Consider the following 23,145-nt stretch of genomic DNA (forward strand, 5'->3'; position numbering starts at 1 on the left):
CGAATGTCATGGCCTGGATGTCATGCCTTGATACGTAGGTAATGTGGTTTGAAAGGGACAAGCGGTTAGGGCAGGGTCAGGATTCGTCGGGATCCTTCGCTGCGCTCAGGATGACAGCAAAGCTTGTGTGCGAATGGCAAAATGCTCCGTGCAGATGACAACAAAATGCTCCATGCGGCGTGACGGGGCAGTTTGCAGTGCTTCTTTAGCGACAGAGTGTTAGTTTGCCCAGCCGAGAGCCGTGGAGATCTGATCGGCAAGGGTGAGGGGATCGAAGGGTTTGAAGAGGATTCCGGCAAGGCCTAGTCCGGCAAAGCGTCGCTGGTCTACACCTTGGACCTTGGCGGTGAGCAGGAGCACGGGGATGTGGGCGATGGCTGGAGTCTGTTGCATTCTGGCGAAGGTGGTGGGGCCGTCGACGCCGGGCATCATGACGTCCATGAGGATGGCGTCGGGCTGTTCGGCAGAGGCGATGTCGATGCCTTCGGCACCAGAGCTTGCGGTGAGGATCTGCCAGCCTGCGGTTGCTTCGAGGGACAGCGCGGCTACCTCGCGAATGTCATCTTCGTCGTCGATTATGAGAATGCGTCGCATGAGCGAGTCTATTCTCTCATGCGACAAGAGTTCGTGGAGTTGTCTACGTGGCTTCGCGTGTGGGTGTTAGTTGCTAGGCGGCGGGGCCTGCGGTGGCGAGGTCGGCGAACTTGGTGCGGAGGCGGTGGACCATGGAGAGGACCAGCTCTTCGACCTCCTGGGGCTGGACTTTGGCCTTGGTGAGGAACTCGGTGGGACCGAGGCGGAGCTTGGCCATCTCTCCTTCGGACATCTCGCGGCCGGAGTAGACGACCAGCGGCATGGTGCGCAGGGTGGGTTGCTGGCGGAGCCACTCGACGAGGGAGAAGCCGTCGCCGTCGGGGAGGGTGAGGTCGAGGATGAGGAGGTCGGGCGGGCGCGTGATGCACTGGCGGATGGCCTGCTGGCGGGTGGCGGCGTGATCGACGTGGACGGCTGCATCCTGGAAGCTGGCGGTGAGGACGCTGGCGAGGTCTTCGTCGTCTTCGACGAGGAGGACGTAGGCGGGGCCTTCGCCCTGGTGCAGAACGCGGCCTAGCTCGGCGAAGAGGAGATTTTCGTTGAAGGGTTTCTGGACCCAGCCCTGTGCGTCGCCGGTGAGTTGGGGACGGAGGGTAGAGGAGAGAACGCTGAGCACGACGACAGGGATGTTGGCGGTGATGGGGTTGTTGCGGAGACGCTGTAGGGTCTCCCATCCGCTGAGGCCGGGCATGTAGAGATCGAGAAGGATGGCTTCGACGTGGTGCTCGGCGGCGAGGATAAGGGCCTGTTCGCCGGAGCTGGCTTCGACGACGGTGTAGCCCTGGCGGGTGAGGTGCTCGGCGACTACGGTGCGGATGCCGGCGTCGTCGTCGCAGACCAGGATGGCGCCCTCGCCGCGTGGGGGGAGCTGAGCGGGGACGGCGACGTCGGTGGCGCGGGTGGTGCGGGGCAGCATCATGTAGAGCGTGGTGCCGGGGCCGAGGTTGCGTTGCGCCCAGATGGAGCCGCTGTGTTGCTGGACGATGCTGCGGCAGATGGCGAGGCCGAGGCCGGTGCCCCCCTTCTGGCGGGCGTCGGAGGGTTCGATCTGCTGGAAGCGGTCGAAGATGCTGTCGAGCTTGTCGGAGGGGATGCCGCGGCCTTCGTCGACGACCTTGAGGAGGATGGAGTCGGAGGCGGCTTCGGTGTGGATGCGCACTGTGGAGGCTGCGGGTGAGAACTTGATTGCGTTCGAGAGGAGATTGGTGAGGACTTGGAGGATGCGGTCGGCGTCGCCGTCGAAGAAGAGGGCTTCGGGATAGGCGGCCTGGGCTACGGTGGAAGGTTCGAGCGCGAGATGAACGGTGTTGGCGTCGGCCATGGGTGTCATGGTGTCGATGGCCTGCTGGGCGAGATCGCGCAGGGAGCAGCGGCGAATTTGCAGGGGAGCGCGGCCGGATTCCATGCGCTCGAGATCGAGGATGTCGTTGATGAGGCGGATGAGGCGGTCGGTGTTGGTGACGGCGATGCGGAGGAGGTTGAGGGCTTTGGCGTCTACGTCGCCGATGATGCCGGAGGAGAGCAGGCCGAGGGCGCCGCGGATGCTGGTGAGTGGGGTGCGGAGCTCATGCGAGACGGTGGAGATGAACTCGTCTTTGAGGGTGTCGAGCTCGGAGCGGTGGGTGAGTTGAAGGGTGTGCTGGTGCTGCTGCTCTCGAGCTTGCGTCAGTTGGTCGGTGAGGTCGCGGTTGGTGCGTTGGACGCGCAGGAAAGCGACGAGCAAGACTGCGGAGGTGGTGAGGAGCGAGAGGTAGCCAAGTAGAGGAAAGATATGCATTTTTGCCGGTGACCTATGGTAACTCTAATGCCACTAGTTGGTAACTGTATTCGGTAACCGTTGGAAGCTTTATAGCACGTACGTGTTAAAACGCAGCTTGGATTAGATCCCGGTAGATACTCCTCCCGAACCCGATGCGTTCTGCGGAGATATTCTGAATTAAGGGTGAGGATGCCAGAAAAATAGTTGCAGTGGGAATAACACCTCAGTGGGTTATCAGAGATGACAACATTGGAGGCAAAGCACTTAAGCCGAAGATTGGCATAAAAAAGGCCGTCTTTTCGCGGGAAAAGGCGGCCTTTATGGGGTTTTATAGGGTTTATGCGGTTACGGGAACCTGGTCAAGAATGGTGGTCCATTTTTTCCCTTTTCGGGACGCCTGGGCGTTCTTGTGGAAGGCATAACCGGTAATCAAGGGTAGAGCGAGTGTGGCTTCGGAGAAGACCATCTGCTCGTAGGTGAGGTCGACTTTGCCCCAGCTGGAGGCTTCTTTGAGGGTGGAGCCGGAGAGGGCGCCGTCGCGGGCGTCGGCTACGGTGATCTGGATGGCGTACTTGTGCATGGAGGCTTCGACACCGAGGATGTCGGCGGCTACGACGATGTCCTGGGCGAAGTTCTTGGGGACGCCGCCGCCGACCATGAGGAGGCCGGTGGTGGGGTTGGCGATCTTCAGTTGGGTGATCTCGTAGAAGTCTTTTGCAGAGTCGATGGAAACCATAGGCTTGCCCTGACGGGCGTGCTGATGTGCGACGAGACCGAAGCCTGCGGAGCAGTCGGAGAAGGCGGGACAGAAGATGGGGACGTTCTTCTCGTAGGCGGCGAGGACGATGGAGTCGCGGCCGCCAGCTTGCGGGGTCTTGCCGTTTTTGCTGAGGTAGGCGCCCATCTCGCGGATGAACTCGCGGGAGCTGTGCGGCCTGGGCTCGAGGGAGTTGGTGATCTGGTGGGTGATCTCGTCGCACTGGCGAAGCTCTTCTTCGTCGATGAAGGTGTCGTAGATGCGGTCGATCATGAGTTCGCGGAGCTCGGCATCGCCTGCACCGTACTTGTACTCGTCGCCGGCGACGTAGTGGTTGAAGCCGAGGGCCTCGAAGAAGTCCTGATCGACGATGTTGGCGCCAGTGGAGACGATGGCATCGACCATGTTGTTGCGGATGAGGTCGACAAATATCTTTTGAAGGCCGGCGGATATGAGGGAGCCGGCGAGGCAGAGGATGACGCCGCAGTCGCTGTCGCGGAGCATCATGTCGTAGATGTTGGCGGCGCGGGCGGTGTCACGCGCGGAGTAGGCCATCTGGGACATCGCGTCGACCAGGGGAACGACGTTGTGCTGCTTGAGGTCGAGATGCTGAATGGGGCGGGCTAGAAGTTCTTTTTTTGTAGGCATGGCTCCTACAGGATATCAATTTTGGCTAGTAACAGTGCGGGATTTCATGTGAATTTCATACGAGGGGCTTGTGTCCTGCCGGACGGGCCCACTGCGCGTGGGGCGGTCACTTCGTGACGCGTATACCGGTCTTGGTGGGTCGGCTGCCTGGGTCCTCCCTTTGGTCGGCGCGGGACTTCTTCAGGGCTTGAGGAAGGTCTGGACGGCTTTGTCGAAGGCGGCGGGTTGGTCGTACATGATGAAGTGGCGGGAGTCATCGATGCGGAGGATCTTCAGGTTGGGCTTGGCGGCGTAGGCGGTGGTGTAGAGAGCGGTGACCTGGTTGGCTGGGCCTTCCGCGGTTTCATAGGGATAGAGAAGCGTCATCGGAGTTTTGATTGTGGCTAGCTGAGGACGGAGGTCGGTGCCGAGGTCTTCGAGCATGGCGTTGGCGAAGACGGTGCGGTCGGAGGCGATGGAGGAGGCTGAGACCAGGCGCTGGCCTTCGGGATCTTTGACGAGCCGGTTGGTATAGAGGGGGCTGGATGCGGCGAACTGGTCGTTGGGCATGGCGACGAACTGGTCGTGGGCAGCCTTGGCCTGGGGTGCGACGCTTTCTACGGTGGCGGCTGGATCGAAGACGAGTCCGTAGAAGGGGAGGGTGTCAACGATGAGGAGCTTGCTGACGTCTTCGGGATGGGCCTGGGCGAGCATGAGGGCTAAGAGGCCGCCCATGGAGTGGCCGATGACTGGGATTGGCTGGAGGTGGTTGATGAGGATGTACTGGTGGAGCTGCTCGACCACGGGGGTAAGGATAGGACCGTTTGCGTTGGGGCCGGAGAGTTCGCCAGCGAAGCCTGCGATCTGTATAAGGTGAAGGCGATAGGTTGCGGTGAGAAGTTTTGCTTCGGCGGCGTAGACGTCGCGGGAGCTGGCGAGGCCGGGGATGAGGAGGACGTCGGGGCCTTTGCCGGGGGCGACGCCTTCGATGACGACGGAGAAGCGGGTGGGCGCTGCGGTGATGGCCTGGCCAAAGACTGGCTTTTTCAACAATAGGATGCCAGCCAGGATCAGCATGAGGATGACGAGGCGGCAGGTTGTGCGGGATGTGGTCATGGCTGAGCTCCTTCGAACGATTTCAGTGTGCCGGGTTCGTTGCCTAGTTGTTAGTGGCTCACGTCACTGAAGTGAGGTGACAGATGTCATGGGCGGGACGATCGCGTTGATTGCCGGGAGACTTCGAGTCGTTCCGGCTAGATCGGCCTAGCTCCAGTTGTGTTCGGCGCGAAGGAGAGTTTTGAAGAGGTGCACTTTGCGACGATGAGGGTGATGTCGTCGTGTTGCTCGTGGGTGCTGAAGGTCTTGATCTCGTCGATGATGGCAGAGAGGAGGGCCTGGGGCGCGAGTTTGGAGTGCCGGCCGAGAGCGGCGATGAGGCGGTCTTCGCCGAACTCCTCTTCGGAGTCGTTGAAGGATTCGGTAACGCCGTCGGTGTAGAGGGTGAAGATGTCTCCTGGGGCGAGCTGGCATTCGACGATGGGGGAGTGCCACTCTTCGAAGAGACCGAGGACGGTTGCGGTGGAGTGGAGACGCTCGACGTCACCGTTGTGGCGGAGGATGATGGCGCAGAGGTGGCCGCAGTTGGCGTAGCGAAGGAGACGGGCGGTGTCGTCATAGTCGGCGAAGAAGACGGTGGCGTAGGCGCTGTCGGTGGTGTTCTGGTAGAAGAGGCGGTTGACGGATTGGAGGAAGGTGTGGGGCTCATCGCGGGCGAGGGTGAACTGGCTGCGGAGATTGGCCTGCAGGTTGGCCATGAGGAGAGCGCCGGCGATGCCTTTTCCGGCGATGTCGCCGATGACGAGACCGAGGCGGCCGTGGCCGAGGGAGAGGAAGTCGTAGTAGTCGCCGCCGACGTGACGGGCCTGGATGCAGACGCCGGCGTAGTCTAGGGTTTCGAGCGGGGGAAGGGTCTGGGGGAAGAGGCGGGCCTGGACCTGGCGGGCGATCTCAAACTCCTGCGCGGCGCGGCGCTCGGCCTCGATCTTCTCGATGGCGTTGTTGCGCTGGCGCTCGATCTCGCGGCTGATCTGGCTGGAGGCGAGGAGTTCGAAGGAGTTGCCGTCGATGTCGTAAAAGCCGGCTACGGTGGCGCCGAAGATGGTCTGCTGGGGCGGGTGATGGAAGCGAACGCCGCGGTTGCGCCAAAGTTCGTAGGTGGTGTCGATGTCCTCGGAGATGAAGCCAATCTGGGTGTTGCGACCGATGAGTTTGTAGTTCTCTGTGCCGGGCCTGGGCGCCATGAGGGCTAGGACTGCGGAGCCGTCGGGAGGAGCGACGGCGACCCAGCGGCCGTCGAAGTCGAAGTGGGCGTCTGCAACGATGCTGAAGCCGAGCTGGTCGACGTAGAACTTGAGGCTTTTGTCGTGGTTGCGGACGTAGACGGTGGATTTGAAGATGCGCAGGTAGGGGCACTCTGGACACTCGCGCTCGGCCTGTTCGGCGAAGATGCGGGCGGAGGAGGTTGCCTGGGGTTCGGGCTTCACGTGGTTGCTCCCTTTGCGAAGGTGTGCCGTTTTTCCGCTGCGGCTGGGCGATTGCTGGAGTTACGTGATCATCATCAACCCTTTGCCGATTCGATGTACAGGGCCACTTGGACTCAACGGATGGGCCAAGGGGAGGGAGTTGCTTTGAAGTGAATTGGAGACGAGACTGTTGGGATGAATGTTAACTTTGCGGAGCGGGCCCATAACCATAACTGGAAGCTGGACCCGATTGTGCGGTCGCTGCTGGATACGGACTTCTACAAGCTGCTGATGCTGCAGTTTATCTGGAAGAACTTTCCGAAGATCCATGTGACTTCGGAGGTTACAAACAGGACGGTGTCGGTGCGGCTGTCGGAGCATATTCCGATAGCTATGCTGGTGGACCAGATGGAGCATGTGCGCGGGCTGCGGTTTCGGCGGTCGGAGATTATCTGGCTGGCGGGCAATACGTTCTATGGGACGCGGTCGATCTTTGAGCCGGCGTTTCTGGAGTGGCTGGAGAGGGACTTTCGGCTGTCGGATTACACGGTGACGGAGCACGATGGGCAGATTGTGGTGCGGTTTGAGGGGCTGTGGACCGAGGTGACGATGTGGGAGGTCTATGGGCTGGCGCTGGTGAGTGAGATGAAGACTCGGGCGGCGTTGAGTACGCTGAGCGAGCTGGAGCTGGATGTTTTGTATGCGCAGGCGAAGACGAAGCTCTGGGAGAAGATGGAACGGCTGCGGGAGGTGCCGGAGATAAGGATCTCGGAGTTTGGGACGCGGCGCCGGCATAGTTTTTTGTGGCAGGAGTATGTGGTTGAGGTGATGCGGATGGCGCTGGGGCCGAGTCTGTCGGGTACGTCAAATACTTTTCTTGCTTACAAGCATGACCTGGAGGCGATGGGGACCAACGCGCATGAGCTGCCGATGGCGATGGCGGCGTTGGCGAACGATGATGAGGAGTTGCACGCGTCGCAGTATCGCGTGTTGGAGCTTTGGCAGAAGAGCTATGGTGGCGAGTTGCTGATCATGTTGCCGGATACGTTTGGGACGACGCAGTTCTTGGCTGGAGCTCCGGATTGGGTGGCGGACTGGACGGGGCAGCGGTGCGATAGTAAGGACCCTTTTGTTGCTGGGGATGAGTATGTTGCTTGGCTGACGGAGCGGGGCAGGGATGCGAAGAAGAAACGGCTGATCGCGTCCGATGGGTTGGATGTGGAGGATATTCTACGGCTGCATGAGTACTTTCATGGACGGATACGGTTTAGCGCTGGCTGGGGGACGTTGCTGACGAATGATTTCCGTGGATGCCATCCGCGGGGCGAGACTGCGCTGGAGCCGATCAGCCTGGTGTGCAAGCTGATGACGGTGGGGGGGCGGCCGGCGGTGAAGCTGTCGGATAATGCGCGGAAGTCTACTGGGCCGGTAGAGGAGATTGCTCGGTATCGGCGGGTGTTTGGGAGTGTGGCGGTGATGGGGGCTTTGGTTACGGTTTAATTTTTTAGTTTAAAAGATGTGGCCTGCCGGCTGGGCCCGCTCCGCGCGGGGCGGTCACTTCGTGACTTGTATACCTTGTTTTGGTGATGTGAGTGCTGTGGGCCTCGCGTTGCTCGTCGGGTTACTTTTGGTTGATGCGAGACACGTATACTTTTTGCATGATGAGAGGTATGGGTTTAGTGAGGATTGCGGCTGCGATGGCTTTGCTGCCGGTGATGACGGTTCAGCAGAGTTTGGCGTGGGGCAGGGAGGGGCACATGATGATCAACCGATTGGCAGGGGCTGCGCTGCCATCGGATGTGCCGGAGTTTTTACGATCGAAGCAGGCGCTGGATGCGCTGGAATACTATGGGCCGGAGCCGGACCGGTGGAAGTCGCCGCTGGAGCCGGAGCTGAATGCGGCGGGTTTTCCGGAGCACTATATCGATCTGGAGTGGGCCGACCTGATTGGGGAGCTGCCGCGGAAACGGTATGACTATGTGCGTGCGCTTGAGTTTGCGCAGAAGTCGCATCTGGATCTGGCGCTGACGCCGGAGAAGGTTGGGCTGCAGCCTTATGTGACCGCTGAAGTGTGGGAGCGGTTGAAGAGCGCTATGCGGGATTATCGGAAGCTGAAGGAAGACCACAAAGATACAAAACCTTCGGAGTGCGAGATTGTGTTTCTGGCGGGATGGCTGGGGCACTATGTCGCGGATGGGTCGCAGCCGCTGCATACGACGATTCAGTACAACGGGTGGACGGGGCCGAATCCGAATGGGTATACGACCGAGCACAAGATTCATGCGATGTTCGAGTCTATTTTTGTGTCTGCCAATGTGAAGCCGGGAGAGGTTGCTCCGTTGATCGCGGAGAAGCCGGTGGTGCTGGGGGATGTGTTTACCGACTACATGGCCTATCTGCGGCATACGAACTCACTGGTGGAGAAGACGTATCAGCTGGAGAAGGCTGGTGCGTTTGCTGGCGCGGGAACGCCTGAGGGGAAGGCATTTGCTGAGGAGAGGCTGGCGGCTGGCGCTACGGAGTTGCGGGACATGATCTATTCCGCGTGGGTGAAGAGCGCTGAGCCGTTGCCGCTATCGAAGTATGCGGACTAGACGAGTTACTCTTCTGAGTTCGTCGCGGTTGAGAGCAGGGGGTACTGGTGGTGCTCGACGCGCTTGAGGAGTCTTCGCAGGAGTGGGGTGAGCGCGAGCGCGATGATTGGGATTGCGATTGCGGCGAAGATAGCCCAGAGGATGAAGGCGTGCCACTCCCATAACCAGAGCTGACGGGAGAGGGCGAGGGGATGCTCGCGTGCGGCGTGAAGCAGCTCGTTTGCCGAGAGGGGCATGGGGGCGGTGTGGAAGACGCGGCTGGCGAGACGGATGAACGGGATGACGAGGACGATTTCGAGCGGATAGACGACGTGGTTGCCCAGCTGGGAGGCGGCGATGTTGAGGCGCAGGACGAAAGCTACAGCGAGGCAAAGGACGGTGGTGCTGCCGAGGATGGGGTTGATGCCGATGAGGAGGCCTACGGCGAGGCTCCAGGCTAGTTTTTCCGGCGATGCTCCCATACGAAGAAGCGCGAGGACGGGAAGGGCGACGCGGCGATAGAGCCAATTGTGATGGACGGGTTCGGGGACTTCGCGGTTGACTTTGAGATTGGATTCGCTTGGCTGCACTGCTGACAGGATAGACTGCGCGATGAGGCTTCGTTCAACAAGTGCAGCTTCAATGCGAGTGAGGATTGGATCTGGTGAACTTTTTTCGGGCTGCCTGGCGGAGTGTTTGGATGGTGGGGATGTTCGTGAGGTTCGGTGCGGAGTTGGCGCTGACGCGGCCGTCGACACGAAAGGCGCGGGCTGCTTGGCTGCATCGCTTTTGTGCGAGTGCGATGCGGGGGCTGGGGATTGAGATCAGTGTTGCGGGGAGTTTTCCTGAGCGCGGGGCGGTGATCTCGAATCACTTGAGCTATCTGGACATTGTGGTGTTTGCGGCGGTGCACCCTTGCGTGTTTGTGTCGAAGGCGGAGATTAAAAAATGGCCGGTGGTGGGGTGGATGACGACGATGTCGGGAACGGTTTATGTGGAGCGCGGGCATGGCGGGTCGGCCATGAGAGCGCGGGCGGGGATGCAGGCGGCGGTGGACGCGGGATTGCCGGTGGTGTTCTTTCCTGAGGGGACGACGAGCAATGGAAGCGGACTGTTGAAGTTTCATAGCGGGCTGCTGGCGCAGGCGATTGATGGTGGTGCTCCGGTTACTGCAGCTTGTCTTCGCTATGAACTTGGGGAAGACAACGGACCGGGTGTGAGCGTTGCGGATGACGTCTGCTACTGGGGCGACCGGAATATGCTGGGGCATGTCTTCACCTTTCTTGGGCTGCATGGGGTGAGCGCGAAGGTGCGGTTCGCAGAAAGGCCGATGGAGTTTTCGAGCGATGCGCTGCACCGGAAGCAGGCGGCTGTGGAGGCCAGGGCGGCGGTGGCTGCGTTGAGAACTAACACCTTTGGGGAAGGGGAGCAGGTGGCGGGGGAGATGCACCATTTTTGATTCAACGAATGTTCATTTGACGTGAACATTCTGTAACAGAAGAGGACGCAGACTGACATCGAACGCACCACAATCCTGGCTTGCAAGGAGAGTCGATGCTTACAGTCACTGAGTCTGGGTCTATCGCACTTCTTCCGAATAAGGCTGTGTCTCCGGAGCTGCCGTCGAAGAAGGATATTCGACTGGAGGCAGGAGATTATGTAGTGCGGCTGGCGTTGAGTGAGGGGGAGCGGGCCGCGGCGTACAGGCTGCGCTTTCTGGTGTTCAACCTGGAGATGAATGAAGGGTTGGAGTCGGCCTATGCCGATGGGTACGACAAAGATCACTTTGATGATGTGTGCGACCACATGATTGTGCAGGAGCGCAGCACGGGCGCGATTGTCGGGACATACCGGATGCAGATGGGGGATGTGGCGGGAAAGTACTTTGGGTACTACAGCGAACAGGAGTTCTGCTTCAAGCCTTATGAGGCGATGCGGGCACAGATTGTGGAGCTGGGCCGGGCGTGCATCCACCGGGAGCATCGGTCGTCGGAGGTGCTGCATCTGCTGTGGAGGGGGATTGCGCGGTATGCGCTGGTGAATGGTGGGCGGTACATGATGGGGTGCTGCTCGCTGACGTCGCAGGATGCGGAGATGGGCCATGCTGTGTATGAGTCGCTGCGCGGCTGCATGGTGGAGCCTTCACTGTTGACGGTTGCTGCCGCTTCGTTTCGATTGCCGGCTGCGAAGGTTGAGATGACGGAGGTTCGCGCTCCGAAGCTGCTGCGGGCTTACCTGACGATTGGTGCGAAGATCTGCAGTGAGCCGGCGATCGATCGAGACTTCAAGACGATCGATTTTCTGACGCTGTTGGATCTGCAGACGCTGCATCCGAGGGTGGCGAAGAGATTTCTTGAGGGGTGCTGAGGTGAGGGTGGCGGTCGCTGTGTGGCGATTTTTGCGTTCGGTGCTGCGTGGCGTCTTGTTTGTGGGACTGTTGGCGGCGGCGGTGGTGGATTGCTGGATCCGGCACCCGAGGGTGGGGGCTGAGGGTGCGGTCTGGATTCATGGGTGGTGCCGGCGGATTGTGAGGGTGCTGGGGTTCGAGTGCATGGTGGAGGGGACGGTGCCGTCGGGCGGGGCGGTGGTGTCGAATCACCTGAGTTACCTGGATATTTTGCTGTACAGTTCGGTGCAGCCGTTCGTGATGGTGGCGAAGACGGAGGTGCGTGGATGGCCGCTGCTGGGCTGGCTGACGGCGCAGGCGGGGACGGTGTATGTGGAGCGGGGCGGTGGGCCGAAGACGTATCCGGGTGTGAATCGGGCGATGGCGGAGGCTTATCGGAGCGGCTTGCCGGTGCTGTTCTTTCCGGAGGGGACGACGACCGATGGTGCAGAGGTACTGCCGTTTCGGCGGGGGCTGTTTCACTCGGTGTTGAATGGTGGGGTTGCGCTGCGGGTTTCGGCGCTGCGGTATTCGCTTGATTCTCATGTAGTGAATGGAAGCGCGACGGTGGGTGAGGATGTGTGCTGGTGGGGGGACATGAAGTTTACGCCGCACATGTTCCGGTTTCTTGGGTTGAGGGGGCTGCGGGCGAAGATCAGGTTTGGGGAGGAGATTGTCGAGCGGGCGGACCGGTTTGTGCTGTCAGAGGCGGCGCAGGGGGTGGTGGCGGAGATGTATGAGGGGCTGAAGGTTGGGGTGAGTGTGTGGGAGCACGACTCCGAGTTGGTAGGAGCGCTTTAGGCGGTTGAGAGTTAGTTAGTGAAACCAAACGTGCAACAGCAAGAACAAAGGCGAATGCGGGGGTTCTTCGCTGCGCTCAGTATGACAAGCTTTTCCGTTCGACTCGCATCTGGTTCCTAACAGAACTCTCTTATGCAATGACGGGACCAGATGTCATTACGACTAAGGCAAGCTCTGATTAAGTACATAGCATTCCCTCAGCGACTAAAGTCGCATTGCTCGGTTCGATTTTGTGGCGGGACTAAAGTCCCGCCCTTTCAAAATAGAACTTGATCATGCGTTTCCTAGTCCTATCTGCTACTCACTATTCGACGGCGATCTGGGGGATTAGGGCGTTGAGGAGGTTGGTGAACTGTCTTTCTACGCGCTTGCCTGTCTCCATGACGTCCTCGTGGTCGATGGTGTCAGCGGTCTCGCGTCCATAGGCGGGGACTCCGGCGGCCATGTTGGTGACGAGGGAGAGACCGAGGACTTCGATGCCCATGTGGCGGGCGACGATGACCTCGTGGACGGTGGACATGCCGACGAGGTCGGCTCCCAGGGTGCGGAAGGCGCGGATCTCGGCGGGGGTCTCGAAGCTGGGGCCGAGGACAGCGAGGTAGACGCCTTCGGTGAGGAGGAACTCCTGGCGGGCAGCCTCTTCGATGGCGAGGGTGCGGAGGCGGAGCGAGTAGGCAGTGGACATATCGAAGAAGCGCTGGGCTGGGGTTTCGAGGACGGTGAAGCGGGGTTCGTTGGGGCCGAGGGCGGCGTTGGTTCCGGTGAGGTTGATGTGGTCGGAGATGGCGACGATGGAGCCCTGGGCGAGGGTGGTGCGGATGCCTCCGGCGGCGTTGGTGACGATGAGAGTTTTACATCCGAGGAGGCCGAGGACGCGGGTGGGGAAGGTGACCTGCTCCATGCTGTAGCCCTCGTAGGCGTGGACGCGGCCCTGCATGACGGCTACGGGGACGCCTGCGATCAGGCCGAGGACGAGGTGGCCGGAGTGGCCCTGGACGGTGGATTGGGGGAAGTGAGGGATGTCGGCGTAGGGGATGCGCGTGGCGGACTTGACGTGGGTGGCGAAGTTGCCGATACCGGAGCCGAGGATGATGCCGATGGCGGGCTGGAGCGGGGTCTTGCTGCGGATGCAGGCGGCGGCGGCCTGGGCCCTGGTGTAGAGGTCGGTCGTCTGGCTGGTCTCGCTCATTGCAGTCCTTGCAACTCCTGGTTATAGTTCCGAGGGGGGGTACCCCCCCTCATTACCGGCGTGTAACTTATTCAGAATCATAGACTTGCTGGCTATCTCTCCCTGCAAAATCGTCATAACAAAAGGGTTACGGCTAAATTCGTCCAGTCAAAGGACTTAGAGGCTACTGCACAAAGCTGGCTCGATCCGGTTTCGGCAAAAATTCATACCTGTTATAAGTCTACCGAGTTGGAGTGGGTAAATGCGCCACGGTTTGGGGATTTATTTTTTGCGTGTTGAGAGTGCGGAAAGGCTGGATTGACGGTGGTTTTGTGGAGGTGAGGGCGGATTTATTTTGTTTTTTGGGTGTGCAGGGGGCTTGACAGGAAAAACACTAGTCGAGAGAGGCGGGTACGTGGTGAGAGACGGTGGCGGGAGGATGACGCTAAGGATTTTGCGGTGGTGCAGGAACGGCTACCAGAGCCTTGACCTTGTCGGTCAGTACACCGATGGATTGCGTGAAGGCAATCGCGGTCTTTGCTTTGTTGCTTCCGAGGTTGGCAGGCATGACGATCGAATAATAAAACTGATCATTCTTCGAAGCGGAGTAGATGGACAGCGTGAAGGTCGGGATATAGGCCTCCGTCGTGTCACTGGCTATGTTCACGTTCCCACCGGGTTTTATTATGGATTCATGGACGATGGTGCTTGAGCTGATGTCAAAGATAAGATCGGCCTGGCTCGGAGAGTCGACTAACTGGAAGTAGCCCCACTGCTTGAGGGACGCATACAGCTCATCGTAGGTGACGTTCGGTCCTCCAGGTATGAATTGGTTGAACCCGTGGTCAACACCTCCATTAGAAAGAAAGATCTTCTTGGCGGCTGTGACTTTCAATATCACTACTGGTGGGGGCGGCGGAGGGGGAGGCGGTGCCACTACCTGCTGCGCGCAGCCCACGGTAAGCAGAGTCAACAGGAGAGTGAGGCGCGGTAGAGGTTTACGAGTCATGAAGTTCAGAGGTTAGTTGCACAGAGAGAGAAGTACGTATGCGAACAGGACCAACGTTATTCGAAGTTGTGGGGGACTCTGCTAACTCTTTCGTGTTAGGACTCAGACTGCTTGACAGGAAAGCGGGAGGCGGGGCCTTGGGTGTAGTGTTCTGGAGACGATGAGAAGAGCGAAGTTTCAGCATGAACGTTCGATCCAACGAAGGAATGATCGGGCAAGGCTGATGGTTGGAGGGGTATGAGCTCTGCGGACGAGGTGGCGGGGGTGCTGGCTTCGATTCATGCGGAGTCGGGCGCGAGCCTGCTGGCGCTGGCGGAGGCTTCGCCTATGTTGCTGGTTTTTTTGCGACACTTTGGGTGCTCTTTTTGTCGTCAGGCGATCAGTGATGTTGCAGATCTTCGTGGTGAGTTGGCGCGGCGCGGGGTGAGACCGGTGTTTGTGCATCTGGGGACGCCGGAGCGTGCGAAGCCGTTCTTCGAGTATTACGGTCTGGGGGATGTGGAGCGGGTGAGCGATCCGGAGGCGGTGGTTTATCAACTGCCTGTGTTTGCGCTGCCGAGGATGCATCCGGCGCTGACGTTGTTGCAACCTTCGGTGTGGATTGGGTGGTTGAAGGGTGCGATCTTCAAGCATGGGATCGGGGCGATCAAAGAAGACGGCCATCAGATGCAAGGGCTCTTCTTTTTGAAGGGGCCTAAGATTGTGCGGCAGTTTCGGTATCGGACGATTGCGGATGAACCGGATTATCTGCGGCTGGTTGGGTGAGATCTTCAGGCTTCAGCTTCCTCTGCTTACCACGAGTTAGCCTTCGGCCAAGCGCAATCGAGCCTTCCTCTACATATTTGGCGTAGAAGTGCGCCGCTGTGAATGCGCTGACAAGATATGCGGAGATCACGATGGCCGAAGGAACTTTGGTGTAGAGCAGAGTGAAACAGAGAAACAGGGCCGTTCCATGCAGCAGGTAGAGGCTGTAGGAGATCTTGCCAAGGTAGACGAAGAAAAACCGGGAGAGCCAACCGCGAACGCGGCTGCAATCCGCGATAACAATGACGCCACAGGCTGCCAGAACGTTGATGAAGTTCTTACTTTCGCCCGCATAAAATCCTACGACCACCAGGCCAAGCAGCAGATAGCGCATGGGTGTGCCGATTCCACGAAACCACAAGTAGATCCGTTCTCTCTCCTTCGCGGCCAGGGCGCCTATCATGAAGGCTCCTGTGTACATCACAAGCCCACCAAAGTCACCGGGGAGCCGTGCTCCTTCGAAGCCCAGAGCAAGTGCAGCCGCTAAGCCGATCAGTGTTGGGCCACGTAAGGCCCAGCACAGTAAAGGAAAGAAGAACGAAATGGCCAATTCAAATTTTAGAGACCAAAAACCCATGCTAAGTGGCTGCGGAGTTACTCCACCACTGCCAAACACAAGTTGATGCAGAACGAGTTTTCGTGTGATCGGTTCATGCCAGGTATCGTAGTACGTCTGTGTCAGAGGGAGTTTGGCTCCGCCAAACTTTGAGGCGAAGTACGCTGCCAACAGAGCTACGCCGAGATATGGCAGATAAATCCGGCATAGACGGCGGGTCAGATATCGTCCATACGGCAGCTGCTTTCCAACCCAAAAAGGAAGCGAAAGGACATAGCCACTCAGGACAAAGAAGAGCACAACGCACTTCCCGCCAGCGAAGAGAGGACCGAAGATAAATGGAAGAGTAGCCCACGTCATGATTACGCGGACATGATTGAAGACCACCACAGTCGCGGCTAATCCTCTCAAGGCGTCCAGATGGTGCAGGCGTCCTACAGAGGAGCCGGAAGTCGTCAATTCTTGCATCAAGTCCTTTAAGGTGAGGCGGGTTAGCGACGCAGCCCAAGCTCCGCCCTCCAACCAAACTTGTCGTTGCCGATTAACTGCCGGTAGTGCTAGATAGCTTCGGTCGTCAAAGTCTATCGCGAAGCCTCCGCAGCGTCGATGAATTCTTTGTTTCGAGAAAGAGCTGACAGCGATGCCGGGAATGAAACCAATTGCACAGAGAGCGGTACTTCGTGAGGAGGGCGGTCAGGCCTAGAGGAGTTTGGCGATGACCAGAGTCAGGTCGTCGGTTTGCTCTTTGGGGCCGGCGAAGGCGGAGACGGCGTCGGCGATGTCGGTTACCAGGGTGGTGGCTGGCTCTGAACTTTTGTCCAGGATGAGTTTTGTAAGACGCTCGAACGAGAACTCTTCTTCGCTTTCGTTCTCCTGCTCGGTGACGCCGTCGGTGTAGAAGACGAGGATGTCGCCGGGCTCGAGGGTGATGATCGTGTTCGAGAACTGGGTGTCAGGCAAGATGCCCATGATGGGGCCGGCTTCCTCGAGAAGCATGGATTGGGAGTTGCTGGTTCGCAGGAGCAGAGGTGGGTTGTGGCCTCCGCTGGCGTACTCCAGTATGCGGAGTTTCGTATTGAACCGGGCGTAGAACATGGTGACGAAGGTAGCGGGACGGGTGATTTGTTTGAGGCACTCGTCGAGATCTTTGAGGATCGCGGCTGGGCCGCTTAGCTCGTGCGCACGAAGACGCAGGGCAACGGCGAGAGAGGGCATGAGCAGAGAGGCGGCGGCCCCTTTGCCGGAGACGTCTGCTATGACGACATCGACTATTTCGTCGGAGATCTGGAAGAAGTCGTAATAGTCGCCACCGAGGAGCCGGGCGGTCTGCATGAAGGCAGCGAGCTCGAGCCCTGGAACGATAGGAGCTTTGGATAGCACCTGGCGCTGGACTTGTGCGGCGAGGAGGAGATCGTCTTCGTATTCGTCGCGTTGGCGTCGCACCTCGGCGGCAAGGCGGCCGCGTTGTTTTGCGATAAGGCTGACAAGAAACCCAACAATGAGAAAGCCGGCAAGGCTAATGATGAAGCGGACGATTCTGACGTGAGTGTTGTCGCCGATGGGGCCGTAGAGCTCTTGCAATATGGAACCCAGGACCGCGAGTCCGATGGTGATGGGAAGAGGGTTGATGAAGGCGCTGAGGGCGATGGGAAGGACGTAAAGATAGCCGAGGGAGATGTTGGCTACGACGATCCAGTCCGTGTAGGCGACGGAGACCACAGCGAGGACGACGACCAGGTTGAGCAGCCCAGTGGTCTTTATTTCTTCGGTTTGAACTTGTTGTTTGTACTCGGCAGTGTTTTTACTGCTTCTGAGGAATGCCATCGTGCTGAGCTCTCCTGTCTCTCCCGTTGTGACGCGCAGTTACTGCATTCTCTTCGTAACGCGATCCGTTGGGAGAGAAGCAGGATTGCGGAGAATTTTAGTGCAAAGGGTGGTTGGTCCGAAGTTTATTTGATAAGCATGGAGACGATGCTGGCGGACATGAGGTTGGCCATGGTTCCGGCGAGCATGGCGCGGAGGCCTAGCTGGGCGAGGTCGTTGCGGCGGTTGGGGACGAGTGCGCCGATGCCTCCGATCTGCATGCCAATAGAGCCTACGTTTGCGAAGCCGCAGAGGGCGAAGGTGGCGATGGAGAAGGTGCGCGGGGCGAGGGTGGATTTGATGGCGCCGAGCTGGGTGAAGGCGACGAACTCGTTGATCATGGTGCGGGTGCCGAGGAGGTTGCCGATGGTGTGGGCGTCGTGCCAGGGGACGCCGATGAGCCAGGCGACGGGTGCTCCGATGACGCCGAGGATGGCGTTGAGGGAGTGGGGGAAGGGGATGTGGCCGTGGCCCCAGAGGAAGTTAGAGATGCCCAGCATGATGGCGTTGAAGAGGCCGACGAGTGCGACGAAGCTGATGAGCATGATGGCGACGTTGAAGGCGAGGCGGCCGCCGTCGATGGTGCCGCGGGCTACGGCGGCGATGAAGTTTTCGTTTTTGTGCTCCTCGTTGGGCGGCATGTGGACGGTGCCGATGGTGGCGGGGACTTCGGTCTCGGGGACGAGCATCTTGGCGACGAGGATGGTGCCGGGGGCGGTCATGATGACGGCAGAGAGGAGATCCTGCGCGTTGATGCCGAAGCTGATGTAAGCGGCCATGATGCCGCCGGAGACGTGGGCCATGCCGGAGGTCATGATGACCATGAGTTCGGAGCGGGTGGCGCCGGCGAGGAAGGGACGGATTGTGAGGGGGGCTTCGGTCTGTCCCATGAAGATGCTGGCGGCGACGTTGGTGGACTCGGCGCCGGAGGTACCCATCGTGCGCTGCATGATCCATGCGACGACGCGGATGATGTACTGCATGAGGCCGACGTGGTACATGATGGCGAAGAAGGCGCTGACGAAGATGATGGTGGGGAGGACGGCGAAGGCGAGGACGGCGAAGGGGCGGCCGGGTATGCCGAGAGGACCGAAGACGAGGGAGGAGCCGTCGACGGAGTGGGCGAGGAGGGAGGTGATGACGTTCGAGATGTTGCGGAGGATGGCCTGGCCGGCGTTCCATTTGATGACGAGGAAGGCGAAGAGGATCTGCAGGCCGAGTCCCCAGGCCACGGTGCGCCAGCGGATGGCGCGGCGGTTGGTGGAGAAGGCGTAGGCGAGGCCGAGGAAGGTGATGAGGCCGAGCAGACCGGTGAATCGGGACAAAGGCTTCGCTCCTGCTGCTGAGATGAACGCAGTTTGAATACTTTGGTTGAGTGTACCGGAGACGAAGTGCCTCGAGGGATCTCCTTTTTCCGGGTGGTTCGATGGCTGGGTGAGCGGTAGAGAACAGACAACGGCGTGTGGTTTGAAAAGGGCGAGCGGTTGGGGCAGGGCGGAGTTCTTCGGGATCCTTCCCCTTCGACAAGCTCAGGGTCAGGATGACAGCAAAGACTCAATCGGGCCTCTTAGTTTGGTATCGGGCTTCGCCCGCATAATCTCCAGCGGAGTTAGGGAGGATCGGATTTCAGATTGAAGTTTCGTGCGAGGCGGTGGAGGTACTTGGGATGGATGCCGAGGGTGCGTGCGGCTTCAGGGTAGCTTCCTTTGGCGTCTTGAAGGGCGTTGAGGATCATCTCTTTTTTTGATTCGTTCAGCACGTCGTGGTACTTGGCTCCTGCGAGTTTTGCGGACTGCTGCTCGAGGATGATGGTGGGAAGGTCTTCGGCGAGGATCTCTTCGGTGAGGCCGAGGACGATGGCGTGCTCGATGGCGTTCTCGAGCTCGCGGACGTTGCCGGGCCAGCTGTAGCCGAGCAGCAGGGAGCGTGCTTCGGAGGAGATGCCTTTGAAGGGGCGCTTGTTTTTCTGTGCGTACTTTGAGGCGAAGTAGAGGGCGAGCAGGGGGATGTCTTCGCTGTGTTCGCGCAGCGGGGGGACGGAGACGGAGACTACGTTGAGACGGTAGTAGAGGTCCTGGCGAAACTCTTTGGACTTGATGGCCAGCTCGAGATCCTTGTTGGTTGCAGCGAGGACACGGGCTTTGAAGGGGACGGCGTGGGTTCCGCCGACTCGCTCGAACTCTCTTTGCTGGAGGACGCGGAGAAGCTTGGCCTGCATGGGAGGAGCGAGTTCGCCGATCTCGTCGAGGAAGAGGGTTCCGTCTTCGGCGGATTCGAGTTTGCCCTTGCGCATGCCGAGTGCTCCGGTGTAGGCGCCCTTCTCGTGGCCAAAGAGCTCGCTTTCGAGCAGGGTCTCGGGGATGGCGGCGCAGTTGATGGCGATGAAGGGGAGTTCGCTTCTTGGACTGCTCTGGTGAATGGAGCGTGCGATGACCTCTTTGCCGGTGCCGCTCTCGCCGCGGATGAGGACGGTGGAGTCGCTTTGTGCGACGCGGGAGATGAAGTCGCTGACCTGGCGGATCTGGCGGCTTTCGCCGACGAGGTTGGTGGCGGTGTTGAGCTGCCGCTTCAGCTTTGAGTTTTCTGAGCGCAGGGAATCGAGGGCGAGGATGTTTTCGAGGGTTACGGCTGCGATTCTGGAGGCAGAGTCAAGGAAGTAGAGGTGGTCTTCGGCGAAGGGCGGGGCTGGCGGGAGAGAGGTGAGATAGAGGACGCCGATGGTTCGTTCTATGGCGACCAGCGGCAGGCAGAGGATGCTCTGGGTTTCACCTTCGTCTGGGTTTGCGTCGGTCTGGACGGCTGTACGCTCCCAGAATGCGCGATGAACGATGTCTTTTTTTATTTCCAGATTTGAGGTCGCACCGGTAAGGCGGTTCCAGCTGCAGATTTCAAGCGATTCTTCTTCGAAGTCGGTAAGCAAAACTACGGCTCCTTCGTCTGCAGGTACGACTTCAAATATGAGTTGTAGCAGTTCGCGCTGGAGGAGTTGAGCGTCGCGGATGGAATTGATAACGCTGCTGATTCCGAAGAGCGCAGTGAGGTCGCGAGCCATGCGTCCGACTCCAACTCCCAATTGCGGGAGCCCTGCGGGAGGCGCGACTTTTTTTGTTTCGGGCGATGGGCTTGAAGAGAAGTCGGTTGCGCGTCTTTTGGGAGTAGCGGGTTCGTCTTCGTGTGTGAGATAGAGGAAGCTGGCGCTGCCGATGCGGATGGTGTCGCCGTGGTCCAGGGATCGGCGCAGGACGGGCATTCCATTGACGAAGGTGCCGCATCTGCTGTCGAGGTCGACGAGCTCATATTGGCTATTTTGGCCCTGACTGTTTTGGCTCAGGCTGTTCGGCCATTCGACAGGTTGGATGGCGCAGTGTTTTCGAGAGACCGCCGGGTCGGCGAGGCATAGCTGGTTTACTTCGAGTCGGCCAACCGAGATGGGGCTGTCGCTCAGCTCACGAACGGTTCCGGTCAGCGAGCCGGAGATGGCAAGGAGCCACGGTTTCATCGGGCCTCCGTTGAAGGAGAGTGTAGCTGAATCGGCCGGGTGACCGCGATTCTGGGCACGAGCCGGGACACGATTCGGGGCGCGGGAGCCGATTGGATACCGCGGGGAACCGTTCGGATACCAGAAGAGTGATTGTTGGGCGAGCGTTGCCGGCTTGCGGGCCGGGTTTGCGATCCCATCTTGTTGCAAATAAAAGTGAGCTGCGGATTGTCCGGAGTTTGGCGCGGTTTGGCCATGCGGTTGCATTCTATTCGGGCGTAACAACAAGCTCCGGAGAGAACGAAATCCAGAGACCAATCGGGACCTGAGAGAGAAATCTCACAAAGGAGATCGTCATGAAAAACCTTACTGCAATCGCACTCTTCGTCGCCGCCGGTATCGCCACCGCTGGTAGCGCCATGGCCCAGGATCATAAGGTCACGGCAAGTGTTCCTTTCAACTTCACGGTGAATGGCCGCACGCTGCCCGCCGGGAACTACACGATCGGTAACGACAGCAACTCGCCGCGGATGCTGACTATTGCGGACCGTCAGAAGGGTGTTGCCTTGATGGCGATCACGGTTCCTGATTACAGTTCCTCAGCAGACAACAAGCTGGTCTTTCATCACTACGGGAACCAGTACTTCCTGAGTGAGATTCGCACAGCGAATGGATCAATGAGCTGCCACCTGACGACTTCGAAGCAGGAGAAGCGGGCCAAGACTCAGGCGCAGGAAGAAGCGTCCGTACGCGTCAATAGCGATGTTCTGATTGCTCTCAAATAGTTTGTGCTTTGCGTGAGTAGGACCCGGCGATGAAAATCTCCGGGTCCACTTTTTTGGGGGCTGGGAGTCAGGTGCTCTTCGTGATGACTTCGCGGAGGAGCGGCTGGAGTTGGGGTGGGTTGGGGGCGATGTGGAGGGTGTCGCGGAGCATGCTCTCGGGTTCGTCGAGGAGCGAGAGGTCTTCGCTGAAGAGTGTGACTAGAGGTTGACCGGCTTTGATCGGGTCGCCAAGTTTGGCATGCATCTCGATGCCGGCATGGGCGCTGACGGGATCGCCGGGTTTGGCTCGGCCTGCACCGAGACGCTGAACGGCCCAGCCTACTTGTTTGCAGTCCATGGAGGCGAGGTATCCGGAGTGGGTGGCGGTGAGGGTGCGCGAGGCGGTGTAGAGGTGGTGGGCGGCGGGGTCGTGGAAGAGGGAGACGTCGCCGCATTGGGTGGCTATGACTCTGATCCATGCTTTGAAGGCTGCGCCGCTGAGAAGGATCTCGTCGGAGAGCTTAGCTCCTGCTTCGGGAGTGGGGGCTTTACCTGCGAGATGAAGCATCCAGCCGGCGAGGAGGTTCGAGAGCTGGATGAGGTCGGCGGAGAGGGGGTGACGATCCTCGATGCGTGTGGCGCGCAGGATGTCGACGCACTCCCAGACTTCGATCCAGTTGCCGGAGAAGCGGCCGAGGGGTTCGTCGTGATTGGTGAGGAGGGCGACGGTGCGAGTGCCGGAGGCTTCGCCGGTCTGGACCATGAGTTCGGCGAGGAGCTTGGACTGGTCGTAGGTGGGCATGAAGGCGCCGCTGCCGGTTTTGACGTCGAGGACGAGGGCGTTGAGGTCTTCGGCTAGTTTTTTGCTCATGATGCTGGCGCAGATGAGGTAGGGAGATTCGACGGTGCCGGTGTGGTCGCGGAGGGCGTAGAGGATACGGTCGGCGGGGACGAGATGCGGGGTTTGTCCGACGAGGGCTGCGCCGCACTTTTCGAGCGTGAGGAGGAGTTGGTCGAGGGTGAGCTGGGTGTTGAAGCCGGGGATGGTTTCGAGCTTGTCGAGGGTGCCACCGGTGTGGCCGAGGCTGCGGCCGGAGATCATGGGCACGCAGATGCCAGGGATACCGTTGGCGTTGGGCGAGGTTAGGCCTGCGGCAGCGAGGATGGGGGCGATGAGGAGGGAGGTCTTGTCGCCGACGCCGCCGGTGGAGTGCTTGTCGATGGTGAAGCTGTGGAGGGGGGCGGCGTCGAAGGTCTCCCCGGAGTAGCGCATGGCGGTGGTGAGGGTGGCGAGCTCTTGTGGGTTGAGGCCGTGGTGGAAGACGGCCATGAGGAAGGCGGCGATCTGGGCGTCGGTGACGAGTTGTTTTTGTGGCGTGCGTTGAACGAGGGCGTGGATGAAGGCCTGGATCTCTGCGTCGCTGAGGGCGCGGCCGTCGCGCTTGTGGAGGACGATGTCGATGGGATGGATGGTCTGGGTCATT

Annotated in this window: 20 protein-coding genes; 7 read left to right on the top strand and 13 right to left on the bottom strand. The window is 59.6% G+C overall.

Annotated elements, in window-relative coordinates:
• Positions 1-219: 219 nt before the first annotated feature.
• The 5 genes from HDF08_RS06830 to HDF08_RS06850 form a co-directional block, all read right to left on the bottom strand.
• Positions 220-594, bottom strand: coding sequence for a response regulator (locus HDF08_RS06830; protein WP_179637767.1), 375 nt, complete (start codon positions 592-594; stop codon positions 220-222).
• Positions 595-667: 73 nt separating this feature from the next.
• The gene (locus tag HDF08_RS06835) at positions 668-2,371 is read right to left on the bottom strand and encodes a response regulator (RefSeq protein ID WP_179637768.1); all 1,704 of its coding nucleotides are present in this window, start codon (positions 2,369-2,371) and stop codon (positions 668-670) included.
• Positions 2,372-2,690: 319 nt separating this feature from the next.
• Complete coding sequence (locus HDF08_RS06840; RefSeq protein ID WP_179637769.1) at positions 2,691-3,758, bottom strand: 1,9-bis(guanidino)-5-aza-nonane synthase; 1,068 nt, start codon at positions 3,756-3,758, stop codon at positions 2,691-2,693.
• Between the two features lie 180 nt (positions 3,759-3,938).
• Positions 3,939-4,853, bottom strand: a complete 915-nt coding sequence (locus HDF08_RS06845) for an alpha/beta fold hydrolase (protein ID WP_179637770.1) — start codon at positions 4,851-4,853, stop codon at positions 3,939-3,941.
• A 137-nt stretch (positions 4,854-4,990) separates the two neighbouring features.
• The gene (locus HDF08_RS06850) at positions 4,991-6,280 is read right to left on the bottom strand and encodes a PP2C family protein-serine/threonine phosphatase (protein WP_179637771.1); all 1,290 of its coding nucleotides are present in this window, start codon (positions 6,278-6,280) and stop codon (positions 4,991-4,993) included.
• Positions 6,281-6,454: 174 nt separating this feature from the next.
• Between HDF08_RS06850 and pncB the strand changes: the two genes are divergently transcribed.
• Together pncB and HDF08_RS06860 are read left to right on the top strand one after the other, a co-directional pair.
• Complete coding sequence (gene pncB, locus HDF08_RS06855) at positions 6,455-7,759, top strand: nicotinate phosphoribosyltransferase (protein ID WP_179637772.1); 1,305 nt, start codon at positions 6,455-6,457, stop codon at positions 7,757-7,759.
• A gap of 170 nt (positions 7,760-7,929) precedes the next feature.
• Complete coding sequence (locus HDF08_RS06860) at positions 7,930-8,853, top strand: S1/P1 nuclease (protein ID WP_257030897.1); 924 nt, start codon at positions 7,930-7,932, stop codon at positions 8,851-8,853.
• Positions 8,854-8,858: 5 nt separating this feature from the next.
• On the opposite strand, the gene HDF08_RS06865 is transcribed toward HDF08_RS06860, so the two are convergent.
• Positions 8,859-9,422, bottom strand: coding sequence for a DUF2062 domain-containing protein (locus HDF08_RS06865; RefSeq protein WP_373563130.1), 564 nt, complete (start codon positions 9,420-9,422; stop codon positions 8,859-8,861).
• Between the two features lie 74 nt (positions 9,423-9,496).
• On the opposite strand from HDF08_RS06865, the gene HDF08_RS06870 reads away from it, so the two are divergent.
• The 3 genes from HDF08_RS06870 (at position 9,497) to HDF08_RS06880 (ending at position 12,019) form a co-directional block, all read left to right on the top strand.
• Complete coding sequence (locus tag HDF08_RS06870) at positions 9,497-10,291, top strand: lysophospholipid acyltransferase family protein (RefSeq protein WP_179637774.1); 795 nt, start codon at positions 9,497-9,499, stop codon at positions 10,289-10,291.
• Between the two features lie 95 nt (positions 10,292-10,386).
• Complete coding sequence (locus HDF08_RS06875) at positions 10,387-11,199, top strand: GNAT family N-acetyltransferase (RefSeq protein WP_179637775.1); 813 nt, start codon at positions 10,387-10,389, stop codon at positions 11,197-11,199.
• Positions 11,186-12,019 (top strand): lysophospholipid acyltransferase family protein, encoded by an 834-nt coding sequence (locus HDF08_RS06880; RefSeq protein ID WP_179637776.1) that lies wholly within the window; start codon positions 11,186-11,188, stop codon positions 12,017-12,019. The genes HDF08_RS06875 and HDF08_RS06880 overlap by 14 nt, the downstream gene beginning before the upstream one ends.
• 304 nt (positions 12,020-12,323) lie before the next feature.
• On the opposite strand, the gene HDF08_RS06885 is transcribed toward HDF08_RS06880, so the two are convergent.
• Entirely contained in the window at positions 12,324-13,208 is an 885-nt protein-coding gene (locus tag HDF08_RS06885; RefSeq protein WP_179637777.1) for a purine-nucleoside phosphorylase, read from the bottom strand.
• Between the two features lie 424 nt (positions 13,209-13,632).
• Entirely contained in the window at positions 13,633-14,082 is a 450-nt protein-coding gene (locus HDF08_RS06890; RefSeq protein WP_257030899.1) for a hypothetical protein, read from the bottom strand.
• A 351-nt stretch (positions 14,083-14,433) separates the two neighbouring features.
• On the opposite strand from HDF08_RS06890, the gene HDF08_RS06895 reads away from it, so the two are divergent.
• A complete protein-coding gene (locus HDF08_RS06895) occupies positions 14,434-14,961 on the top strand; it encodes a thioredoxin domain-containing protein (RefSeq protein WP_179637778.1) in 528 nt (175 codons plus the stop codon).
• On the opposite strand, the gene HDF08_RS06900 is transcribed toward HDF08_RS06895, so the two are convergent.
• The 4 genes from HDF08_RS06900 to HDF08_RS06915 all read right to left on the bottom strand — a co-directional run bounded on the left by HDF08_RS06900 (position 14,891) and on the right by HDF08_RS06915 (position 20,918).
• Complete coding sequence (locus tag HDF08_RS06900; protein WP_179637779.1) at positions 14,891-16,024, bottom strand: acyltransferase family protein; 1,134 nt, start codon at positions 16,022-16,024, stop codon at positions 14,891-14,893. The genes HDF08_RS06895 and HDF08_RS06900 overlap by 71 nt on opposite strands.
• A 231-nt stretch (positions 16,025-16,255) precedes the next feature.
• A complete protein-coding gene (locus HDF08_RS06905) occupies positions 16,256-17,380 on the bottom strand; it encodes a PP2C family protein-serine/threonine phosphatase (protein WP_179637780.1) in 1,125 nt (374 codons plus the stop codon).
• Positions 17,381-17,505: 125 nt separating this feature from the next.
• Positions 17,506-18,744 carry a NupC/NupG family nucleoside CNT transporter gene (locus HDF08_RS06910; protein ID WP_179637781.1) on the bottom strand — a complete coding sequence of 413 codons (1,239 nt, stop codon included), beginning with the start codon at positions 18,742-18,744 and terminating at the stop codon, positions 17,506-17,508.
• Between the two features lie 284 nt (positions 18,745-19,028).
• A complete protein-coding gene (locus HDF08_RS06915; protein ID WP_179637782.1) occupies positions 19,029-20,918 on the bottom strand; it encodes a sigma 54-interacting transcriptional regulator in 1,890 nt (629 codons plus the stop codon).
• A 335-nt stretch (positions 20,919-21,253) separates the two neighbouring features.
• On the opposite strand from HDF08_RS06915, the gene HDF08_RS06920 reads away from it, so the two are divergent.
• On the top strand, positions 21,254-21,682 hold the full coding sequence (locus HDF08_RS06920; RefSeq protein WP_179637783.1) for a hypothetical protein: 429 nt from the start codon (positions 21,254-21,256) through the stop codon (positions 21,680-21,682).
• 67 nt (positions 21,683-21,749) lie between these two features.
• On the opposite strand, the gene HDF08_RS06925 is transcribed toward HDF08_RS06920, so the two are convergent.
• The gene (locus tag HDF08_RS06925; RefSeq protein ID WP_179637784.1) at positions 21,750-23,144 is read right to left on the bottom strand and encodes a thymidine phosphorylase; all 1,395 of its coding nucleotides are present in this window, start codon (positions 23,142-23,144) and stop codon (positions 21,750-21,752) included.
• Between the last annotated feature and the right edge of the window lies 1 nt (position 23,145).

The organism is Tunturiibacter empetritectus (genome assembly GCF_013410875.1).
Lineage (GTDB): Bacteria > Acidobacteriota > Terriglobia > Terriglobales > Acidobacteriaceae > Edaphobacter > Edaphobacter empetritectus.